We start from the raw sequence: 19,252 nt of genomic DNA on the forward strand, positions 1-19,252 counted from the left end.
CTCGGAAGAGTCAGATCCGCGAATGGGGAGGGGGCCCACAGTGCTCATCGACACCTACGGCCGAGTGGCTACCGACCTGCGGGTTTCCTTGACCGACCGGTGCAACCTGCGATGTACGTACTGCATGCCCGAAGAGGGCCTGCAGTGGCTGAAGAAGCCCGATCTGCTCACCGACGACGAGATCGTGCGCCTGATCCGCGTCGCCGTCACCGACCTCGGCATCACCGAGGTCCGCTTCACCGGCGGCGAGCCCCTGCTGCGCCCCGGCCTCGTCGGCATCGTCGAGCGTGTCGCCGCCCTCGAGCCCCGCCCCAAGATGTCCCTCACGACCAACGGCATCGGGCTCAAGCGCACCGCGGAGGCCCTCAAGACCGCCGGCCTCGACCGGGTCAACGTCTCCCTCGACACCCTGCGCCCCGACGTCTTCAAGACCCTCACCCGCCGCGACCGCCACCACGACGTGCTCGACGGCCTCGAGGCCGCCCGCGCCGCCGGACTCACCCCGGTCAAGGTCAACGCGGTCCTCATGCCGGGGCTCAACGACGACGAGGCCCCCGACCTGCTCGCCTGGGCCGTCGAGAACGACTACGAGCTGCGGTTCATCGAGCAGATGCCGCTGGATGCCCAGCACGGCTGGAAGCGTGATGGGATGATCACGGCCGGTGACATCCTCGCCTCTCTGCGTACGCGCTTCTCGCTCACCCCCGAAGGCGACAGCGCCCGCGGCTCCGCGCCCGCGGAGCGATGGGTCGTCGACGGCGGATCGCACCGCGTCGGCGTCATCGCCTCCGTCACCCGCCCCTTCTGCCGGGCCTGCGACCGCACCCGCCTCACCGCGGACGGCCAGGTGCGCACGTGCCTGTTCGCGACCGAGGAGACCGACCTGCGGGCGGCGCTGCGCTCGGACGCGCCGGACGAGGAGATCGCCCGCATATGGCGGCTGGCGATGTGGGGGAAGAAGGCCGGATCCGGTCTGGACGACCCCTCGTTCCTCCAGCCCGAGCGCCCCATGTCAGCGATCGGCGGCTGATCCTCCCTCCGGCCGCTGCGCGCGCTCCCAGTCCTCCAGGGTCACGACGTCCTTGAGGAATCCGCGTACGCCGAGGAACTGCGACAGGTGCTCCCGGTGCTCCTCGCAGGCCAGCCAGGTCTTGCGGCGCTCGGGGGTGTGCAGCTTCGGGTTGTTCCACGCGAGGACCCAGACGGCGTCGGCGCGGCAGCCCTTGGCGGAACAGATCGGGGTTTCGTCACTCACCCGAACATTGTCCCCGCATGGCGACGCCGGGCAGCCACGGGGGGAGCTGCCCGGCGTCGGTCCGTCGCTCCGACGGGGGATGCGGAGCGCCTAGGCAGTATGTCACGGGTAACGGGCCCCCGGGCACAGGAACTTCATGATTGATCTGAGGTTTTCCTGAGGTTCGCGGACCCCGTCGCGGGCGGTCGTCATCAGCCCTGTTCGGACTTGGGGCGCTCCTGCGCGAAAGATCCGCCGGCTGTCGTGGAGTCCTCGGGCGCCGGCTCGATCATGGGCCGCGACGGCGGGGGGACGAGCGTCGACGGCAGAGACGGCGCGTTCTCCCGGCCCGCATTGGCGATGACCACGGAGATGTACGGCAGGACAACGCCGAGCACCAGGGCGACGACGGCCACATGACGTTCCACGTTCCACAGGACCGCGGCCAGGATCACGGACACCGTGCGCACCGACATCGAGATCACGTAGCGTCGCTGCCGACCGCGGACATCGTCGGCGAGCCCCTGCCGGGCCCCCGTGATCCGGAAGACCTCCGTGCCGCCCCGCCTGCGCATCTGCTCCACCACCCGAATCCCGCGCCGGACGATCCCGGACATCCCGCGCTGACCACATCAACGGTACGCCGCGACTGCGCCGCCTTCGAGAGCGGGGCGCCGCCGGTCTGCGTGCCCTGTCTGCGCCGGGACGCGTATGGGTGTCTCCGACATGCGCCGTACGGCCCACGGGCCGAGACTGGCAGGCGTAACTGCTCGTCGGGAGCCGTACAAGGAGGCAGCCATGGGCTGGTTGTGGGCGATCATCGTGGGATTCGTGCTCGGCCTGATCGCGAAGGCGGTCATCCCGGGCAAGCAGCACAGTCCCCTCTGGCTGACCACCATCTTCGGCATCCTCGGAGCCGTCATCGGCAACGCCGTCGCCCGGGGCTTCGGCATCCAGGAGACCCCTGGCATCGACTGGGGCCGGCACGCACTTCAGCTCGCGGCGGCCATCGTCATCGTGTTCCTGGGCGACATGGCGTACACCGCGGCCCGCGGCGGCAGGAAACGGCGCGCGTGACGGGCCGACGCCGCAACGGGACGAGGGCGTAACCGGATCCCCGGACGACGGCGGCGGCCAGGGCAGAGCCGCCCGGCCGCCGCCGTCCGTCCTGTCCGGTCAGCCCGCCGTGACCTCGACCGCGGCCAGGTTCTTCTTGCCGCGGCGCAGCACCAGCCAGCGCCCGTGCAGCAGCTCCTCCGGCGTCGCCACGGCGTCCTCGGCGGTGACCTTCACATTGTTCACGTAGGCGCCGCCCTCCTTCACCGTGCGCCGGGCGGCCGACTTGCTGGCGACCAGGCCCACCTCGGCGAACAGGTCGACGACCGGGGCGAGCTCGGTGACCCGCGCCTGAGGCAGCTCCGACAGCGCCGCCCGCAGCGTCGGCTCGTCGAGCTCGGCGAGCTCGCCCTGTCCGAACAGCGCCTTGGACGCGTTGATCACCGCTGCGCACTGGTCGGCTCCGTGCACCAGGGTCGTCAGCTCCTCGGCCAGCGCGCGCTGCGCGGCACGGGCCTGCGGACGCTCTGCGGTCTGCTTCTCCAGCTCCTCGAGCTCCTCGCGGCTCTTGAAGCTGAGGACGCGCAGGTACCGGTTGATGTCCCGGTCGTCCGTGTTCAGCCAGAACTGGTAGAACGCGTACGGCGTGGTCATCTCCGGGTCGAGCCAGAGCGTGCCGGTCTCCGACTTGCCGAACTTGGTGCCGTCCGCCTTGGTCATCAGCGGGGTGGCCAGCGCGTGCACCTCGGCGTCGGGCTCCAGGCGGTGGATCAGGTCCAGGCCCGCCGTGAGGTTGCCCCACTGGTCGCTGCCGCCCTGCTGCAGGGTGCAGCCGTACCGCCGGTACAGCTCCAGGAAGTCCATGCCCTGCAACAGCTGGTAGCTGAACTCCGTGTAGCTGATGCCCTGTTCCGACTCCAGGCGCCGGGCGACGGAGTCCTTGGTGAGCATCTTGTTGACGCGGAAGTGCTTGCCGATGTCCCGCAGGAACTCGATCGCGGACATGCCCGCGGTCCAGTCCAGGTTGTTCACCATGATCGCGGCGTTGTCGCCCTCGAAGGAGAGGTACGGCTCGATCTGCGCACGCAGCCGGTTCACCCACTGCGCGATCGTCTCCGGATCGTTCAGCGTGCGCTCTGCGGTAGGCCGCGGGTCACCGATCTGACCCGTGGCCCCGCCCACCAGCGCCAGCGGCCGGTGCCCGGCCAGCTGGAGCCGGCGCACGGTGAGCACCTGCACCAGGTGTCCGACGTGGAGGCTCGCCGCGGTCGGGTCGAAGCCGCAATAGAAGGTGACGGGACCGGCCGCGAGCGCCTTGCGCAAAGCGTCCTCGTCAGTGGACTGGGCGATCAGCCCGCGCCACTTCAGCTCGTCGACGATGTCCGTCACGGTTCTTCCGTCTCCTCGTACGTGAATGGATCGGTGGGAGCCAGTCTAGGCGGGTCACACACCCCGGCTGACCGAGCTCATGTTGAAGTCCGGCACCCGCAGCGCCGGCATCGCGGCCCGGGTGAACCAGTCGCCCCATTCGCGCGGCAGCGTCTTCTCCGTCCGGCCGGCCTCCGTCGCGCGCCCCAGCAGGTCGACGGGCGACTCGTTGAAGCGGAAGTTGTTCACCTCGCCCACGACTTCGCCGTTCTCCACCAGGTACACGCCGTCCCTGGTCAGGCCGGTCAGCAGCAGCGTCGCGGGGTCGACCTCGCGGATGTACCAGAGGCAGGTCAGCAGCAGACCGCGCTCGGTGGATGACACCATCTCCGCCAGGGAGCGCTCGCCGCCCGCGTCCAGGATCAGGTTGTCCGTCCCCGGTGCGACCGGCAGCCCGGTCAGGCCGGCGCTGTGCCGGGTCGTGATCAGGTGTTCCAGTTTCCCGTCGCGCACCCAGTCCGTCGGCGACAGCGGCAGACCGTTGTCGAACACCGAGGCGTCGTCGCCGGACGAGTGCGCGATCACGAAGGGTGCCGCCTCCAGCCCGGGCTCGTGCGGATCGCTGCGCAGCGTCATCGGCAGCGAGGACAGCGCTTCGCCGATACGGGTGCCGCCGCCGGGCTTGGAGAAGACCGTACGGCCCTCCGCCGCGTCCCGGCCCGCCGACGACCACATCTGGTAGATCAGCAGGTCGGCCACGGCGGTCGGCGGCAGCAGCGTCTCGTAGCGGCCGGCCGGCAGGTCGAAGCGGCGCTCCGCCCAGCCGAGCCGCTCCGCCAGCCCGGCGTCCAGAGCCGCCGGGTCCACGTCCGTGAAGTCCCGCGTGGAACGGCCCTCCCAGGCCGAGCGCATACGGTCGGGCGACTTGGCGTTGAGCTCCAGCGTGCCGGTCGGCTGGTCGTGGCGCAGCCGCAGCCCCGTCGATGTGCCGAGGTACGTCGAGGTGAGCTCGTGGTTGGCGAAGCCGTACAGTTCCCGCCCGCCCGCGCGGGCCCGGGCGAACGCCTCGCCGAGCGCCGGTGCGAAGTCCGCGAACACCGCCGACGACGTCTCCGCCGGCGCGTCCGTGAAGTCGGGGGAGGGGGCCACGCCCTCGACCAGCGGCCGGGCGTCCTCGGCCGGCCCGGCGGACCGCGCGGCGTCCTCCGCGGCGCGCACCAGCCGCTCCAGGTCGTCGGAGGTCACGGCGGACTGCGAGACCACGCCGGACGCCGTGCCCTCGGAGCCGTCGACCGTGGCGACGACGGTGAGCGTACGGCCGCGGGTCACGCCGTTGGTGGTCAGCGCGTTGCCGGCCCAGCGAAGATTCGCCGAGGAGTGCTCGTCGGCGATGACGACGCAACCGTCGGCCGTCGACAGCTCCAGCGCCCGCTCGACGATCTCGTGCGGCGGGGTCACGTGACTCTGCGACATCAGCGTCCTGCCTCCTGCGTCGTGTTCAGAATGTTGACGCCCCGGAAGAGGGCGGAGGGGCAGCCGTGGGAGACCGCAGCGACCTGGCCCGGCTGGGCCTTGCCGCAGTTGAAGGCGCCGCCCAGCACGTACGTCTGCGGCCCGCCGACCTGCTCCATCGAGCCCCAGAACTCGGTCGTCGTCGCCTGGTAGGCGACGTCCCTCAGCTGACCGGCCAGCCGGCCGTTCTCGATGCGGAAGAACCGCTGACCGGTGAACTGGAAGTTGTAGCGCTGCATGTCGATCGACCACGACCGGTCGCCGACCACGTAGATCCCGTGCTCCACCCCGCCGATCAGGTCCTCCGTCGACAGACCTCCCGGGTCCGGCTTGAGGGACACGTTCGCCATCCGCTGCACCGGCACATGGGCGGGCGAGTCGGCGAAGGCGCAGCCGTTGGAGCGGCCGAGGCCCGTCAGCTTCGCGATGCGCCGGTCCAGCTGGTAGCCCACCAGCGTGCCGTCCCTGACCAGGTCCCAGCTCTGCGCCTCGACGCCCTCGTCGTCGTACCCGATCGTCGCCAGCCCGTGCTCGGCGGTCCGGTCACCGGTCACGTTCATCACGGAGGAGCCGTACGCCAGCTTTCCGAGCTGGTCGAAGGTCGCGAACGACGTCCCCGCGTAGGCCGCCTCGTAGCCGAGCGCGCGGTCCAGCTCCGTGGCGTGGCCGATCGACTCGTGGATCGTCAGCCACAGGTTCGACGGGTCGACGACCAGGTCGTAGCGCCCGGCCTCGACGCTCGGCGCGCGCATCTTCTCCGCGAGCAGCTCCGGGATGCGCTCCAGCTCCGAGTTCCAGTCCCAGCCGGTGCCGGTCAGGTACTCCCAGCCGCGTCCCACGGGCGGCGCGACGGTGCGCATGGAGTCGAACTCGCCGGTCGTCTCGTCGACGGCGACCGCCGTGAGCTGCGGGTGCAGCCGTACCCGCTGCTGCGTGGTGACCGTCCCCGCGGTGTCCGCGTAGAACTTGTTCTCCTGCACGGTCAGCAGCGAGGCGTCCACATGCGCCACACCCGCCGCCCGCAGCAGCCGGGAGCTCCAGTCGGCGAGCAGCGCGCTCTTGTCCTCGCCCGGCACATCGAAGGGGTTGACCTCGTACGAGGAGACCCAGGTCTTCTCCGCGTGCACCGGCTCGTCCGCCAGCTCCACGCGCTCGTCCGAGCCCGCCGCCGCGATCACCTTCGCGGACAGCTTCGCCATGGCCACCGCCTGCCCGGCCACCCTGGCCGCGGCGTTCATGGTCATGTCGACACCGGAGGCGAACCCCCAGGCGCCGCCGTGCACCACCCGCACCGCGTACCCGAGGTCCGTGGAGTCGGACGATCCGGCGGGTTTGGCGTCCCGCAGCCGCCACGAGGCGCTGCGGACGCGCTCCAGGCGGAAGTCGGCGTGCTCGGCGCCGAGCGCACGCGCCCGGGCGAGCGCCGCGTCGGCGAGCGCCCGCAGCGGCAGCGCCGTGAAGGCCGCGTCGATGGAATGAGGCACGGATGTCTCCTGTCGTCGAGACGTGGTCGCCCCGATCATGTCGCGCCGGACGGGCCCCTCGCCAGCCAGTTCGGAGGGACGGTGGCTCGTTGCCTTCGAGGGGACTTTGCGCGGCGGCTTTGCGGGGAGTTTCTGTAGGGATCCGACAGCGACGGGTGGAAGGCGCTGTCAGGCCCCGATTCTCCGTACGCCGTGCCGTACCGATAGTTTGCAGACGTACCAGACCGCATAGGGAAAGGGTGATCCGTTGAGCCGCTCGGTTCTCGTCACCGGAGGAAACCGGGGCATCGGCCTCGCCATCGCCCGCGCGTTCGCCGAGAACGGCGACAACGTCGCGATCACCTACCGCTCGGGGGAGCCCCCGGCCGCCCTGGCGGAGCTGGGCTGCCTGGCGGTCAAGTGCGACATCACCGACGCCGAGCAGGTGGAGCAGGCGTACAAGGAGATCGAGGAGAAGCACGGTCCCGTCGAGGTGCTGGTGGCCAACGCCGGTATCACCAAGGACCAGCTGCTGATGCGCATGTCGGAGGAGGACTTCACCTCCGTCCTGGACACCAACCTCACCGGCACCTTCCGCGTCGTGAAGCGCGCCAACCGCGGCATGCTCCGCGCCAAGAGGGGCCGCGTCGTCCTGATCTCCTCCGTCGTGGGGCTGCTGGGCTCCGCCGGGCAGGCCAACTACGCGGCCTCCAAGGCCGGTCTCGTGGGCTTCGCCCGCTCCCTCGCGCGTGAGCTCGGCTCGCGCAACATCACTTTCAACGTCGTCGCGCCCGGCTTTGTCGACACCGACATGACCCAGGCGCTCACGGACGAGCAGCGCGCCGGGATCGTTTCCCAGGTACCCCTCGGCCGTTACGCGCAGCCGGAGGAGATCGCCGCCACCGTGCGCTTCCTCGCCTCCGACGACGCCTCGTACATCACTGGAGCCGTCATTCCCGTCGACGGCGGATTGGGCATGGGTCACTGATCACATGAGCGGAATTCTCGAGGGCAAGCGCGTCCTGATCACCGGTGTGCTGATGGAGTCCTCCATCGCCTTCCACACCGCGAAGGTGGCCCAGGAGCAGGGCGCCGAGATCATCCTCACGGCCTTCCCGCGGCCCACCCTGACCGAGCGCATCGCCAAGAAGCTGCCGAAGCCGGCCAAGGTCATCGAGCTCGACGTCACCAACGACGAGCACCTGGCCCGGGTCGAGGACGTGGTGCGCGAGGAGCTCGGCGGCCTCGACGGCGTCGTCCACTCCATCGGCTTCGCCCCGCAGGACGCGCTCGGCGGCAACTTCCTCAACACGCCGTTCGAGTCCGTGTCGACCGCGATGCACGTCTCGGCGTTCTCGCTGAAGTCGCTGACCATGGCCTGCCTGCCGCTGATGCAGAACGGCGGCTCGGTCGTCGGCCTGACCTTCGACGCGCAGTTCGCCTGGCCGCAGTACGACTGGATGGGCCCGGCCAAGGCCGCGCTGGAGGCCACCAGCCGCTACCTCGCCCGTGACCTGGGCAAGCAGAACGTGCGCTGCAACCTGATCTCGGCGGGCCCGCTCGGCTCGATGGCCGCCAAGTCCATCCCGGGCTTCTCGGACCTCGCGAAGGTCTGGGACGAGCGCTCCCCGCTCCAGTGGGACATGTCCGATCCGGAGCCGGCCGGCCGCGGTGTCGTCGCCCTGCTCTCGGACTTCTTCCCGAAGACCACCGGTGAGATCGTCCACGTCGACGGCGGCGTGCACATCATGGGCGCCTGACCAGGCACGACGTACAAGAGCGACGCCCCGTTCCCCGCACCGCGCGGGGGGCGGGGCGTCGCCCGTTCGGCCCCACGGGTGGGCGGTGCGACCGGGCCGCGGCGATGCTGGAGGGGCAACTCTTCCTTGTGGTGCTTTTGCGGCGCTCGCGCCGCAGCTCGGCCGAGGGGGTACTGCTTGTGCGTACGAACTGGCGTCAAGCCGCCGTACTCGCCACAGTGACGGTCCTGCTGTGGGCGACACCGACGGCGTCCCAGACCGGCAGTCGTCAGGAACGGCAGAGCCCCCGGCAGCACACGCGGGAGCAGCCCCCCGACTACCGGGCCGACTGCGGCACGGTGATCGAGGGATCCCAGGTCACCGCCTACTGCCACAACCCCTATCCCGCCGCCGACCGCGTGCAGCTGCACGTCGAGTGCGCACGCTGGTGGGACGTCGACGCCGACTCGGAGCCGGTCGAGCTGCGCCCCGCCGGGTACGCGGAGCTCACCCAGCGGTGCTGGAAGGAGATTCGGTCCGCCTGGATCAGCCACCAGCCGCAGCGGGCCGCCGCAGGCACATGAACGGGTAACCCGCCGCCTCCGCGGCGGCCGCCTCGCCGTCCCCGGCCCGGATCGCCTCCACCATCCGCGCGTGGTCCATGTAGTTCTCCTCGCGCAGCTCGCCGCCGACGTCGCCGCGCAGCCAGTCGCGCAGCAGGTCCGCCAGGTCCGCGTACAGCTCGGTCATGACCTCGTTGTGGGAGGCGGCCACCACGGCCAGGTGGAAGGTCCCGTCGGCCGCGACGAACTGCTCCGCGTCGCCCGACGCCCACGCCTCCTCGCGGCGGGCCAGCAGCGTGTCCAGCTGCTTCAGGTCCTTCGCGGTGCGCCGCTCGGCGGCGAGCCGGGCCGCCGACGACTCCAGCGTGGAGCGCAGCTCGGCGACATGACGGGGGTCGGCGTCGGCGAACCGGCGGTGCATCACGCCGGCCAGCTCGCTGGTGGCGATCACATAGGTGCCCGAGCCCTGGCGGATGTCCAGGAGGCCGTTGTGGGCGAGTGCGCGCACCGCCTCACGGACGGTGTTGCGGGCCACGCCCAGCTGCTCGACCAGTTCCGGTTCGGTCGGGATACGCGAGCCGACCGGCCACTCGCCCGAGGTGATCTGGTTCCGCAGCTCGGCGATCACCTGGTCCGAGAGCGCGGAACGCCGGGGAGAGGACAGCGCCATGGTGCTCCTTGTCGTGGAAGTCGCCCACTCATGGTCGTACGCGGACCCGGCCGCGGGGAAACCGGGTTCGTACGGGATTGGACAACCAATCATCCCATGATTCTATGATGGTCCTATGCCCGACGAGACCCGGACCCTCCGCCACGCCGCCACGGCGCTCCCCTCCTCCGCCGCATCCCTGGAAGCCGCCGCGCCGGAGGCCGCGGCGCGGCGGGCGGTGTGGACCACCCGGCTCGTCGTCGTCGGCATCGTCCTCGCCGCCCTCAACCTGCGGCCCGCGATCACGAGCCTCGGCGCCCTCCTCGAAGAGGCGCGCGTCGGGCTCCACATGAGCGGCAGCGTCGCCGGACTGCTCACGTCCGTACCGCCGCTGTGCTTCGCGGTGTTCGGCGTCGCCGCCCCCCGGCTGGCCCGCCGCTTCGGACCCGCCGCCGTCGTCTGCGCCGGCATGGCGGCCATCGCCGCCGGGCTCCTGGTCCGTCCGTTCGCGGGCGGCACGCCGGGCTTCCTCGCGGCCAGCGCGCTCGCGCTCATGGGCATCGCCGTCAGCAACGTCCTCATGCCGGTGATCGTCAAGCGGTACTTCCCCGACCGGGTCGGCTCGATGACCGGTCTCTACTCCATGGCCCTGGCGCTCGGCACGTCGCTCGCCGCCGCCGCGACCGTGCCCGTCACCCAGGCCCTGGGCGGCAGCTGGCGCGTCGGGCTCGCGGTGTGGGCCGCGGTCGCCGCGGTGGCCGTACTGCCCTGGATCGGCCTGGTGCGCGACCGGGACCGCGCACGCCCGTACGCCGCCGGTGCCGCAGGCGCCGAGGACGTCCCCGAGCCCCGCGTGACCCGCAGCCCCACCGCATGGGCCCTCGGCTGCTTCTTCGGGCTCCAGGCCACCGGCGCGTACATCACGATGGGCTGGATGCCGCAGATCTTCCGCGACGCGGGCGTCTCGGCCTCCACCGCGGGAGTGCTGCTCGCCGTCACCATGGTGATGGGCGTGCCGCTCGCCTTCGTCATCCCGCGTCTGGCCAGCCGCATGAAGAGCCAGGGCCCGATCGTCATCGCCCTGGGCGTGTGCGGACTCGCCGGCTACCTCGGCCTGCTCCTCGCGCCGGTGGCGGGCGCCTGGCTCTGGGCGCTGCTGCTCGGCGTCTCCAACTGCGCCTTCCCGCTGGCCCTCACCATGATCGGCATGCGTTCGCGCACGGGCGCCGGGGTCGTACGGCTGTCGGCCTTCGCCCAGTCCACCGGCTACCTGATCTCCATCCCGGGCCCGCTGCTGGTGGGCGTGCTCTACCAGCACAGCGGCGGCTGGACGCTGCCGCTGGGGCTGATGGCGGGCCTGCTGGTGCCCCAGATGATCGTGGGCGTGATGGCGGGACGGGACCGGACGATAGAGGACGAGACGCGGGTGCGAGACTGATCCCATGCCTGTGCTCGACCCGAACCCCCAGAACGGCCAGAAGAAGCTCCTCGGAGTCTTCGGCGCGATGCTTCTCATCGGCGTGGTGATCGCGATCATCGCCACGGTCGCGGCCCCGTGACAGGGCTGGTCCCGGCCGCATAAGTGGCGAGCGAAAAGGGTGGTGCCCGCACCACCGACCCCTAGGGGGTCAGGCTCAGGGTGAAGTGGGTGGGTCACCGGATGGGCGCGGCGCCTCATGATCCGTACGTTCGAGGTACTCGACCTCGGACCTGACGGAGGCGGCCATGGCGGCCCACACGCACACCCGGCCCCACTCCCCGGCCACGGGCGTCGTCGCCAGGCTGCCGTGGTGGGCCCTCGTCCTGCCCGTGCTCGCCTTCGCCGCACTGCTGACGCTCATCGCCGTCCCCGGCGACGCGCACGCGGCCGGGGCCGATCCGGCGGCCGGTGACCTCCTGCGGCAGATCCTGCGGATCCTGGTCCGCTGACGCGTTCCCCTTCAGGGGAGAGCGCGTCAACACCCTGCGCCCATTGGCTCATTTCATGCGAAGCTGGGGTGCATGAGCGCCGCTGTGTCCTCCGGGGGGACTCCCCCCGGATCTTCCGAGTCCCGCAGGATCGTCCTCCTCCGGCACGCGAAGGCCGACTGGCCCCAGGTGTCCGACCACGATCGCCCGCTCGCCGAGCGCGGCCGCAAGGACGCCCCCGTGGCCGGCCGCAGGCTCGCCGACACCGGTATCGCCTTCGACCTGGCCCTGTGCTCCACCGCGACCAGAACCCGTGAGACATGGAAGCTCGCCGTTCACGAGCTGCCGCACCGCCCGAAGACGGTCTACGAGGAGCGGCTGTACGACGCCTCCCTCGGAGAGCTCATCGCCCTGCTCAACGAGACCCCGGACGAGGTCGACGACCTGCTCGTCATCGGCCACAACCCCGGTATGCACGCCCTCGCCGACGCCCTCGCGGGCAGTGCGGAGGGCGACGCGCTGACCCGGATGACCCGGGACGGCTTCCCGACCTCGGCGTTCGCCGTCGTCGCGTTCACCGGCTCCTGGAAGTCGGTGGAGCACGGTGTGGGCAAGCTGCTCGACTATTGGACCCCGCACGACTGAGCCCCGGAACGGCGAGGCCCCGGCGCACACCGTGCGCCGGGGCCTCCGTATCGCGCAGGGCGCGCTCAGTGCTCCTCGGTGCCGTCGTCGGCGGCCTCGACCTCTTCGCGGGTGACGCCCAGCAGATACAGCACCGTGTCCAGGAAGGGCACGTTGACCGCGGTGTGCGCGGCCTTGCGGACCACGGGCTTGGCGTTGAACGCGACCCCGAGCCCCGCGGCGTTCAGCATGTCCAGATCATTGGCACCGTCGCCGATCGCGACCGTCTGGGACAGCGGCACCCCGGCCTCGGCCGCGAAGGCGCGCAGCAGCCGCGCCTTGCCCGCCCGGTCCACGATGTCGCCGACGACCCGGCCGGTCAGCTTGCCGTCCTTGATCTCCAAGGTGTTCGCCGATGCGAAGTCGAGGCCCAGGCGCTCCTTGAGATCGTCGGTGACCTGGGTGAACCCGCCCGAGACGACGCCCACTTGGAAGCCGAGCCGCTTCAGCGTACGGATCAGGGTCCGCGCCCCCGGCGTGAGCCGTACCTCGGCACGCACCTTGTCCACGACCGACGCGTCCAGGCCCTCCAGCAGCGCCACCCGCGCGTGCAGGGACTGCTCGAAGTCCAGCTCGCCGCGCATCGCCGCGGCCGTCACCGCGGCCACCTCGTCCTCGCAGCCCGCATGGGCCGCGAACAGCTCGATGACCTCGTCCTGGATGAGCGTGGAGTCGACGTCCATCACGACCAGGCGCTGGGCCCGCCGGTGCAGGCCCGCCGACACGACGGCCACGTCGACGCCGATCTCGTGCGACTCGGTGGCCAGCGCCGTGCGCAGCGGCTCGGTCTCCACGCCGGACACCGCGAATTCCACGGCGGTCACGGGGTACTTCGCCAGCCGGAAGATGCGGTCGATGTTCGCTCCCATGCCGCTGATCCGGCCCGCTATGGCCGCCGTGGCCTCGGCCGTCAGCGGGTGACCGAGCACGGTCACGTGGGAACGGCCGCTGCCGCGCGGCCGGTTGTCGCCCGTACCCGAGATGATCTCGGCCTGCAGCTTCAGGGCCTCGGCCCAGCTGTGCACGGTCGCCCGCAGCTCGCCCTCCGTGGTGCCGCCGGCCGTCGGCGCGGTGACGAGCGCGCACAGGACGAGGCGTCCCCGCGAGACGACCTGCTCGATGTCGATCACGTCGACCGAGTAGGCCGCGAGGGTCTCGAAGAGCCCGGCCGTGATACCGGGACGGTCCTTCCCGAAGATCTTGACGAGAAGGGTCGGGATGTCGGTGCCGAGAGGGGGCTGCGATGCGCTCATGGTGCTACCACCGTATCGGGCGGCGGGCGCGATCCCACCTCCTGTCCCGCCAGCCGGACACTCGCGCCCCGGACGCCGCTCACACCCCGGTTCGTCATGGTTACGCACGGTTGAACACCGTCCGCGGGCAGTGCGGACGATGTGCCGCCCCGTGGGGTGTCCCCGACAGGCCACGAAGGTCCCAACTCCGTACCGAACACTGCCTTTACAAGGCCCGAGTTCCGGATACGGACCCCGGCCTGAAATAGTTCCCCACGATGTTCGCCATCCCTAGACTCCCGGCAACGGGGGTAGCTCGGGGGACAAGTAGTGGGGCATGGAGTGCCGGAACTCGTACTGGAATTGAACGGAAGGACCTGGACCCTCGATCCGTCCAGGTCGTACACCCTCGGCCGCGACCCGCAGGGTGACCTGGTGATCGACGACGCCAGGGTCTCGTGGCGGCACGCCACGATCAGCTGGGGCGGGCGCAGTTGGGTCATTGAGGACCACGGCAGCACCAACGGCACCTATGTGCAGGGCCAGCGGATCCACCAGATGGAGATCGGCGCCGGCTCGGCCGTGCATCTGGGCAACGCCACCGACGGTCCGCGGCTCAGCCTCACCGCTGCCGCCGCCTACAGCGCCCAGGCCGCCGCCCCCCAGCAGGCCGCCGCCCAGCAGGCCGCCGCGCAACAGGCCCCGGCCCCGCAGCAGGGCTGGCCGCAGGGCCAGGCGCCGCAGGCCGCCCACCAGGGCTGGCAGCAACCGCCGGCCCCGCAGGCGCAGCAGCCGGCCCAGGTCCCGCACCAGCAGGGTGTGCAGAAGGCCGAGGGCGCCCCGCCGGTCCACGGCGACCGCAGCCCCACGACGTTCCACCAGCTGGCCCTCGGCCGCGTGATGCGCATCGGTCGTGCGCTCGAGAACGAGCTCGTCGTCTCCGACCTGCAGGTCTCGCGCCACCACGCCGAATTCGTCGCGACGCCCGACGGCCGCTTCGAGATCCGCGACCTCGGCTCCCACAACGGCACGTACGTCAACGGTCAGCCGATCGCCAAGTCGTCCACGGTCCTCATCGGCCCGAACGACATCGTCGGTGTCGGTCACTCCGCGTTCCGGCTCGTCGGTGACCGCCTCGAGGAGTTCGTCGACACCGGTGAGGTCTCCTTCTCCGCCCGTCACCTGACCGTCACGGTCGACGGCGGCAAGCAGATCCTGCGCGACGTCTCCTTCGGCGTCCCCGAGAAGTCCCTCATCGGCGTCATCGGCCCGTCCGGCTCCGGAAAGTCCACCCTGCTCAAGGCGCTGACCGGCTACCGGCCCGCCAACCAGGGCGACGTCCTCTACGACAACCGCAGTCTGTACAAGCAGTTCGCCGAGCTGCGCCAGCGCATCGGTCTGGTCCCGCAGGACGACATCCTGCACAAGGAGCTGACCGTCCGGAAGGCGCTCACGTACGCGGCCAAGCTCCGCTTCCCCGCGGACACCACGCCGGCCGAGCGCGCGGCCCGCATCGACGAGGTGCTGCGCGAGCTCAAGCTCGACATCCACAAGGACAAGAAGGTCACCTCCCTGTCCGGCGGTCAGCGCAAGCGCGTCTCCGTCGCCCTGGAGCTGCTGACCAAGCCGTCGCTGATCTTCCTGGACGAGCCGACCTCCGGCCTCGACCCGGGCATGGACCGCGACGTCATGCAGCTGCTGCGCGGCCTCGCCGACGACGGCCGCACCGTCCTGGTGGTCACCCACTCCGTGGCCGAGCTCCAGCTGTGCGACAAGCTCCTCGTCATGGCGCCCGGCGGCTCCGTCGCCTACTTCGGCCCGCCGGAGGAGGCGCTCAACTTCTTCGGCTACACCACGTGGGCGGACGTGTTCTCCGCGTTCGAGAACTACCGCGACTACGACTGGGCCGGCCGCTGGCGCGGTTCGCAGCACTACCAGATGTACGCGGCCGACCTCGACGCCGTCGCCCCGCAGGCGGTCAACATGCCGCCGCCGCAGCAGATGAACCCGCCCAAGCCGCAGAGCTGGGGCTCCCAGCTGTGGACCCTGATCCGCCGCTACTCGTCGGTGATCGCGTCCGACAAGGGCTTCATGGGCCTGATGGTGATCCTGCCGGCCGTCCTCGGCCTGGTCTCCGTCGTCATCCCGGCCGACTTCGGACTGGCCGCCCCCGACGACGGCAGGTCCCGCTTCAACGGCGACGCGGGCACGATCATGCTGATCCTGGCGGTCGGCATGTGCTTCTCCGGCGCCGCGAACTCCGTACGAGAGCTGATCAAGGAACGGGTCATCTACGAACGGGAGCGGGCGACCGGCCTGTCCCGCTCGGCGTACCTGATGTCCAAGGTCATCGTCCTCGGCCTGATCACCGCCCTGCAGGGCGTCATCATCTGCGGCATCGGCTTCGCGACCCGCAGGCTGCCCGAAGAGGGCCTGATCATGCCGCCGGCCGTCGAGATCTGCCTCGTCGTCATCGCGCTCGGCTTCACCTCGATGATGTTCGGCCTGGTCATCTCCTCGCTGGTGAAGACCGCCGAGAAGACCATGCCGCTGCTGGTCATGTTCGCCATCGTCCAGGTCGTCTTCACCGGCATCCTCTTCCAGGTCTACGGCTCGCCCGGCCTGGAGCAGTTCGCCTGGCTGATGCCGTCCCGCTGGGCCATCGCCGGCGCCGGCACCACGCTCGACCTGGCGCACCTCATGCCGCCGTGGGACCCGAAGAACCCCACCGACCTGGACCCGCTGTGGGAGCACACGGCCGGCCAGTGGGGCATGAACATCACCATCCTGCTCGCCATCGGCGTCATCTGCGGCTTCGTGGTCCAGCGCCTGCTGCGCCGCCACGAGCCCGAGGTCATGCGCAAGTGACGGCACACGTCCACTGACGACGCCGAAGGGCGCACCCCGCGCGGGGTGCGCCCTTCGGCGTATGTCTGCTACCGCCTCGTTGCGGTGCCGTTCGTGGCAGTGCCTCAGTAGGCGCTGTTCACGTTGTCCATGGAGCCGTAGCGGTCGGCCGCGTAGTTGCAGGCGGCGACGATGTTGGCGACCGGGTCGTACTGGTCCCAGGAGGTGCCGGGGACGTGGTACGCGTCGAAGGTCGGCTTGATGACCTGCAGCAGGCCCTTCGACGGGACACCGTTGATCGCGTTGATGTCCCAGTTGTTGATGGCACGCGGGTTACCGCTGGACTCCCGCATGATGTTGCGGTGGATGCCCTCGTAGGTGCCGGGGATGTCGTGCTTCTTCATGATGGACAGCGCCTCGCGGATCCAGCCGTCCAGGTTGTTCGGGTAGGTGACCTTCGCGGGCTTGCGCGCGGCGGACCGGCTGGCGGCGGCCTGCTCGGCGGCACGCTTCTTCGCGGCGGCCTCCGCCTTCTTCTTGGCCTCGGCCTCGGCCTTCTTCTTCGCCTCGGCCTGCTTCTTGGCCTCGGCGGCCTCAGCCTTCTTCTTCGCCTGCGCGGCCTTGAACTGGGCCTCGAAGGCGGTCTGCTGGTTGGCGATGCTCTCCTGCACCGCGGCGGCCTGCTTCTCGTTGACCTTGAAGGCCACGGGGGCGGCCGCGGCCACCTCGGTCGTCGTGCCGGCCTCGGCGTCGGCGGGAGCCAGGGACAGCGCCAGAGCGGCGGAAGCGGCGACGGCGACACCGGTGACCGCGGCCTTGCGCGATCGGAGACGACGGAGAGCGGCGGTGTTGAACGCGGACATACAGACGTACCTCTTCGAATAGCGGAAAGTCGCTCCAGGCCGGTTCGGCTCTGCGCTGTTCGGAAGCGACGTCGGCAATTCTTAGCGGCAGCAAAATCCGGTGGCAAAGGTGTGACGTACGATCCGCGGTAGTGGATCACGTTGATCCCAAACGCCCGATTCATGCGCACTGTCCCCGCTCACACGCCCTTTATGTACGCACTAAAGAGGTTCGTAAGTGACCTACGTCCTATGCGCGGGCTCACATCGGGCAGGTGACCCTCTCACCGTGTGTTGCTTCAGCAATCCAGTGAGTGAGGGGTGTCGTCCGGAAGCACGAGATGGACGTCGCCGAACTCGTGCCAGAGATAGCGGTTCCTCAGCGCTTCGGAGTACGCGCAGGTCAGCGCCGCCTCGCCGGCGATCGCCTGGAGCATCAGCAGATGCGACGCCGCCGGCTCGTGCAGCCCGGTCAGCAGGCCGTCGACCACCCGCACCCCCCGCCGCGGCGTCACCACCAGATCCGTCCACCCCGCCGCGGGCGCCACCACCCCCGCCGGGTCCGCCGCCGACTCCAGGGCCCGCACCGCCGTCGTCCCCACCGCCACGACCCGGCCGCCCGCCGCCCGCGCCGCGTTCACCAGCCACGCCGTCGTCGCCGGCACGTCGAAACGCTCCGGATACGGCGGCTCGTGCGCCTCCGTCGACGCCACGCCCGTGTGCAGCGTGACCGGCGCGAACTGCACCCCCCGGCTCACCAGCTCCGCCACCAGCGGCGCGGTGAAGGGCCGCGCGGCGCTCGCCATCTCCGCCGACCCCGAACCGTCGGCGGAAGGCAGCGCGAAGACCGTCTGGTACGCGGCGAGCGGCTGGTCCCCGGCCGTGTACCCGTAGCGGATCGGCCGCCCGTGCCGCGCCAGCAGCCCCGTCACGCCGACCGACACCGACGCCCACCACAGCCGCCGCGCCCCCGGCGCCAGCGGCTCCTCCAGCACCAGGTGCGCGCCGCCCGGCAGCCGGACCACCGCACCGCGCGGCCCGCCCGGGCGCGGGGCCGTGCTCCCCGAGCCGTCCGGGCGCCGCAGCTCCACCGCCCACCGCAAGTCGTCCCCCTGCGTGGAGAAGTGCACCACCACCGGCTCGCCGCCCACCCGGCCGTCCACCGCCGCCGCCAGCGTCGACGACGTGTTGACGATCAGCACGTCACCCGCCCGCAGATGCCCCGGGAGATCGCGGAACGCGTGGTGCGACACCCGCGTCCCGCGTGAGACCAGCAGCCGTACGTCGTCGCGCCCCGCACCCCGCTCCTCCGCCGGCACCCGCGCGGACAGTTCCTCGGGGACCCTCAGCGCCTCCAGCACGGCCCTTCCCTCCGGCACCGTCCTCATCGGGACCCCAGCAGCGCGGCAGCGGTGTACCGGCCACTGGCCGGACGCTGCGAGAGCAGCCGCAGGAAGGCGGGCACCACGGACTGCGGAGACGGCCGCGGCTCGTCGTCGTCCGGGACAGCAGCCGTATAGAGGTCCGTCGCCATGTCGCCCGGATCGACGCTCCACACCTGCAGCCCCGGCTCCTCGACGGCCAGCACCGCGGCCAGCTGGTCGAGCGCCGCCTTCGACGCCCCGTAGCCGCCCCACGTCTCGTACGCCTCCGCCGCCGCGTCGGAGCTGACCGCCACCACCGCCCCCGTCGGCGACCTGCGCAGCATCGGCAGCGCCTCCTGCACCAGACCCAGCGCCGCGACCACATTGGTCTCCAGCGCCGCCCGCAGCCCGTCCAGGGCCAGGGCCTCCAGCCGCACCAGCGGCTCCGCTCCCAGCGCGCTCGCGTTGCTCACCACCAGATCGAGGCCGCCGAGCTCAGCGGCCGCCGCCACCAGCGCCGCACGGTGCGCGGCGTCCGTGACGTCCCCCGCCACCGGCACCACGCGTGCGCCGTGGACACCGGCCTGCCGGGCGCTCTCCTTCAGTACGTCCTCGGTGCGGGCCCCGAGCACCAGGTCCCAGCCCTCCCCGGCGAGACCGGCCGCGAGCGCGCGGCCCAGCCCCTTCGACGCCCCTGTGATCACCGCAACCGGCATGAGACCCATCCCCTTCGCCGTACCGCTCCTGTGTGGTGCCGCCAACGTAGGAACGCGGAGGGGCCCGCCGCCTCG

At 71.0% G+C, this 19,252-nt stretch carries 20 protein-coding genes; 10 read left to right on the plus strand and 10 right to left on the minus strand.

Annotated features, from left to right (window positions below; all coding sequences use genetic code 11):
- The first annotated feature begins 40 nt into the window (after positions 1 to 40).
- Positions 41 to 1,030 carry a GTP 3',8-cyclase MoaA gene (moaA, locus tag QFZ82_RS30215; RefSeq protein ID WP_307716151.1) on the plus strand — a complete coding sequence of 330 codons (990 nt, stop codon included), beginning with the start codon at positions 41 to 43 and terminating at the stop codon, positions 1,028 to 1,030.
- On the opposite strand, the gene QFZ82_RS30220 is transcribed toward moaA, so the two are convergent.
- Together QFZ82_RS30220 and QFZ82_RS30225 are read right to left on the minus strand one after the other, a co-directional pair.
- Entirely contained in the window at positions 1,013 to 1,255 is a 243-nt protein-coding gene (locus QFZ82_RS30220) for a hypothetical protein (protein ID WP_307716152.1), read from the minus strand. The genes moaA and QFZ82_RS30220 overlap by 18 nt on opposite strands.
- Before the next feature lie 191 nt (positions 1,256 to 1,446).
- Positions 1,447 to 1,809 carry a DUF3099 domain-containing protein gene (locus tag QFZ82_RS30225; RefSeq protein ID WP_307717891.1) on the minus strand — a complete coding sequence of 121 codons (363 nt, stop codon included), beginning with the start codon at positions 1,807 to 1,809 and terminating at the stop codon, positions 1,447 to 1,449.
- A 223-nt stretch (positions 1,810 to 2,032) separates the two neighbouring features.
- On the opposite strand from QFZ82_RS30225, the gene QFZ82_RS30230 reads away from it, so the two are divergent.
- Positions 2,033 to 2,311, plus strand: a complete 279-nt coding sequence (locus tag QFZ82_RS30230; RefSeq protein ID WP_307716153.1) for a GlsB/YeaQ/YmgE family stress response membrane protein — start codon at positions 2,033 to 2,035, stop codon at positions 2,309 to 2,311.
- Between the two features lie 99 nt (positions 2,312 to 2,410).
- Here the strand turns inward: QFZ82_RS30230 and tyrS are convergent, their stop codons facing one another.
- The 3 genes from tyrS to QFZ82_RS30245 are packed head-to-tail and all read right to left on the minus strand — an operon-like array spanning position 2,411 to position 6,654.
- On the minus strand, positions 2,411 to 3,679 hold the full coding sequence (gene tyrS / locus QFZ82_RS30235; protein WP_307716154.1) for a tyrosine--tRNA ligase: 1,269 nt from the start codon (positions 3,677 to 3,679) through the stop codon (positions 2,411 to 2,413).
- 54 nt (positions 3,680 to 3,733) lie between these two features.
- Positions 3,734 to 5,131 (minus strand): TldD/PmbA family protein, encoded by a 1,398-nt coding sequence (locus QFZ82_RS30240; protein WP_307716155.1) that lies wholly within the window; start codon positions 5,129 to 5,131, stop codon positions 3,734 to 3,736.
- Positions 5,131 to 6,654, minus strand: a complete 1,524-nt coding sequence (locus QFZ82_RS30245; RefSeq protein ID WP_307716156.1) for a TldD/PmbA family protein — start codon at positions 6,652 to 6,654, stop codon at positions 5,131 to 5,133. Before QFZ82_RS30245 ends, QFZ82_RS30240 begins: the two co-directional genes overlap by 1 nt.
- A 247-nt stretch (positions 6,655 to 6,901) precedes the next feature.
- Between QFZ82_RS30245 and fabG the strand changes: the two genes are divergently transcribed.
- The 3 genes from fabG (at position 6,902) to QFZ82_RS30260 (ending at position 8,956) form a co-directional block, all read left to right on the plus strand.
- Positions 6,902 to 7,621 carry a 3-oxoacyl-[acyl-carrier-protein] reductase gene (gene fabG / locus QFZ82_RS30250; protein ID WP_307716157.1) on the plus strand — a complete coding sequence of 240 codons (720 nt, stop codon included), beginning with the start codon at positions 6,902 to 6,904 and terminating at the stop codon, positions 7,619 to 7,621.
- 4 nt (positions 7,622 to 7,625) lie between these two features.
- Entirely contained in the window at positions 7,626 to 8,393 is a 768-nt protein-coding gene (gene fabI, locus QFZ82_RS30255) for an enoyl-ACP reductase FabI (RefSeq protein WP_307716158.1), read from the plus strand.
- 179 nt (positions 8,394 to 8,572) lie between these two features.
- On the plus strand, positions 8,573 to 8,956 hold the full coding sequence (locus tag QFZ82_RS30260; protein ID WP_307716159.1) for a hypothetical protein: 384 nt from the start codon (positions 8,573 to 8,575) through the stop codon (positions 8,954 to 8,956).
- Here QFZ82_RS30260 and QFZ82_RS30265 read toward each other — a convergent pair.
- Positions 8,919 to 9,605 (minus strand): FadR/GntR family transcriptional regulator, encoded by a 687-nt coding sequence (locus tag QFZ82_RS30265; protein WP_307716160.1) that lies wholly within the window; start codon positions 9,603 to 9,605, stop codon positions 8,919 to 8,921. The genes QFZ82_RS30260 and QFZ82_RS30265 overlap by 38 nt on opposite strands.
- Before the next feature lie 115 nt (positions 9,606 to 9,720).
- Between QFZ82_RS30265 and QFZ82_RS30270 the strand changes: the two genes are divergently transcribed.
- From QFZ82_RS30270 to QFZ82_RS30285, 4 genes are all read left to right on the plus strand, one after another.
- Complete coding sequence (locus QFZ82_RS30270; RefSeq protein ID WP_307716161.1) at positions 9,721 to 11,022, plus strand: MFS transporter; 1,302 nt, start codon at positions 9,721 to 9,723, stop codon at positions 11,020 to 11,022.
- Between the two features lie 4 nt (positions 11,023 to 11,026).
- Positions 11,027 to 11,143, plus strand: a complete 117-nt coding sequence (locus tag QFZ82_RS30275; RefSeq protein WP_256355980.1) for an SGM_5486 family transporter-associated protein — start codon at positions 11,027 to 11,029, stop codon at positions 11,141 to 11,143.
- 166 nt (positions 11,144 to 11,309) lie between these two features.
- On the plus strand, positions 11,310 to 11,513 hold the full coding sequence (locus QFZ82_RS30280; RefSeq protein ID WP_307716162.1) for a hypothetical protein: 204 nt from the start codon (positions 11,310 to 11,312) through the stop codon (positions 11,511 to 11,513).
- A 72-nt stretch (positions 11,514 to 11,585) separates the two neighbouring features.
- Positions 11,586 to 12,137, plus strand: a complete 552-nt coding sequence (locus QFZ82_RS30285) for a histidine phosphatase family protein (RefSeq protein WP_307716163.1) — start codon at positions 11,586 to 11,588, stop codon at positions 12,135 to 12,137.
- Between the two features lie 65 nt (positions 12,138 to 12,202).
- Here the strand turns inward: QFZ82_RS30285 and serB are convergent, their stop codons facing one another.
- A complete protein-coding gene (gene serB / locus QFZ82_RS30290) occupies positions 12,203 to 13,429 on the minus strand; it encodes a phosphoserine phosphatase SerB (RefSeq protein ID WP_307716164.1) in 1,227 nt (408 codons plus the stop codon).
- A gap of 309 nt (positions 13,430 to 13,738) precedes the next feature.
- Here serB and QFZ82_RS30295 point away from each other — a divergent pair, with 309 nt between their 5' ends.
- Entirely contained in the window at positions 13,739 to 16,276 is a 2,538-nt protein-coding gene (locus QFZ82_RS30295; protein WP_307716165.1) for an FHA domain-containing protein, read from the plus strand.
- Between the two features lie 104 nt (positions 16,277 to 16,380).
- Here QFZ82_RS30295 and QFZ82_RS30300 read toward each other — a convergent pair whose 3' ends face one another.
- The 3 genes from QFZ82_RS30300 to QFZ82_RS30310 all read right to left on the minus strand — a co-directional run bounded on the left by QFZ82_RS30300 (position 16,381) and on the right by QFZ82_RS30310 (position 19,177).
- Entirely contained in the window at positions 16,381 to 17,118 is a 738-nt protein-coding gene (locus tag QFZ82_RS30300; RefSeq protein ID WP_307716166.1) for a transglycosylase SLT domain-containing protein, read from the minus strand.
- A 278-nt stretch (positions 17,119 to 17,396) separates the two neighbouring features.
- Positions 17,397 to 18,485, minus strand: a complete 1,089-nt coding sequence (locus tag QFZ82_RS30305) for an S-adenosylmethionine:tRNA ribosyltransferase-isomerase (RefSeq protein ID WP_307716167.1) — start codon at positions 18,483 to 18,485, stop codon at positions 17,397 to 17,399.
- Complete coding sequence (locus QFZ82_RS30310; protein ID WP_307716168.1) at positions 18,482 to 19,177, minus strand: SDR family oxidoreductase; 696 nt, start codon at positions 19,175 to 19,177, stop codon at positions 18,482 to 18,484. The genes QFZ82_RS30305 and QFZ82_RS30310 overlap by 4 nt, the downstream gene beginning before the upstream one ends.
- Positions 19,178 to 19,252 lie beyond the last annotated feature (75 nt).

Source organism: Streptomyces sp. V4I23 (assembly GCF_030817975.1).
Classification (GTDB): domain Bacteria; phylum Actinomycetota; class Actinomycetes; order Streptomycetales; family Streptomycetaceae; genus Streptomyces.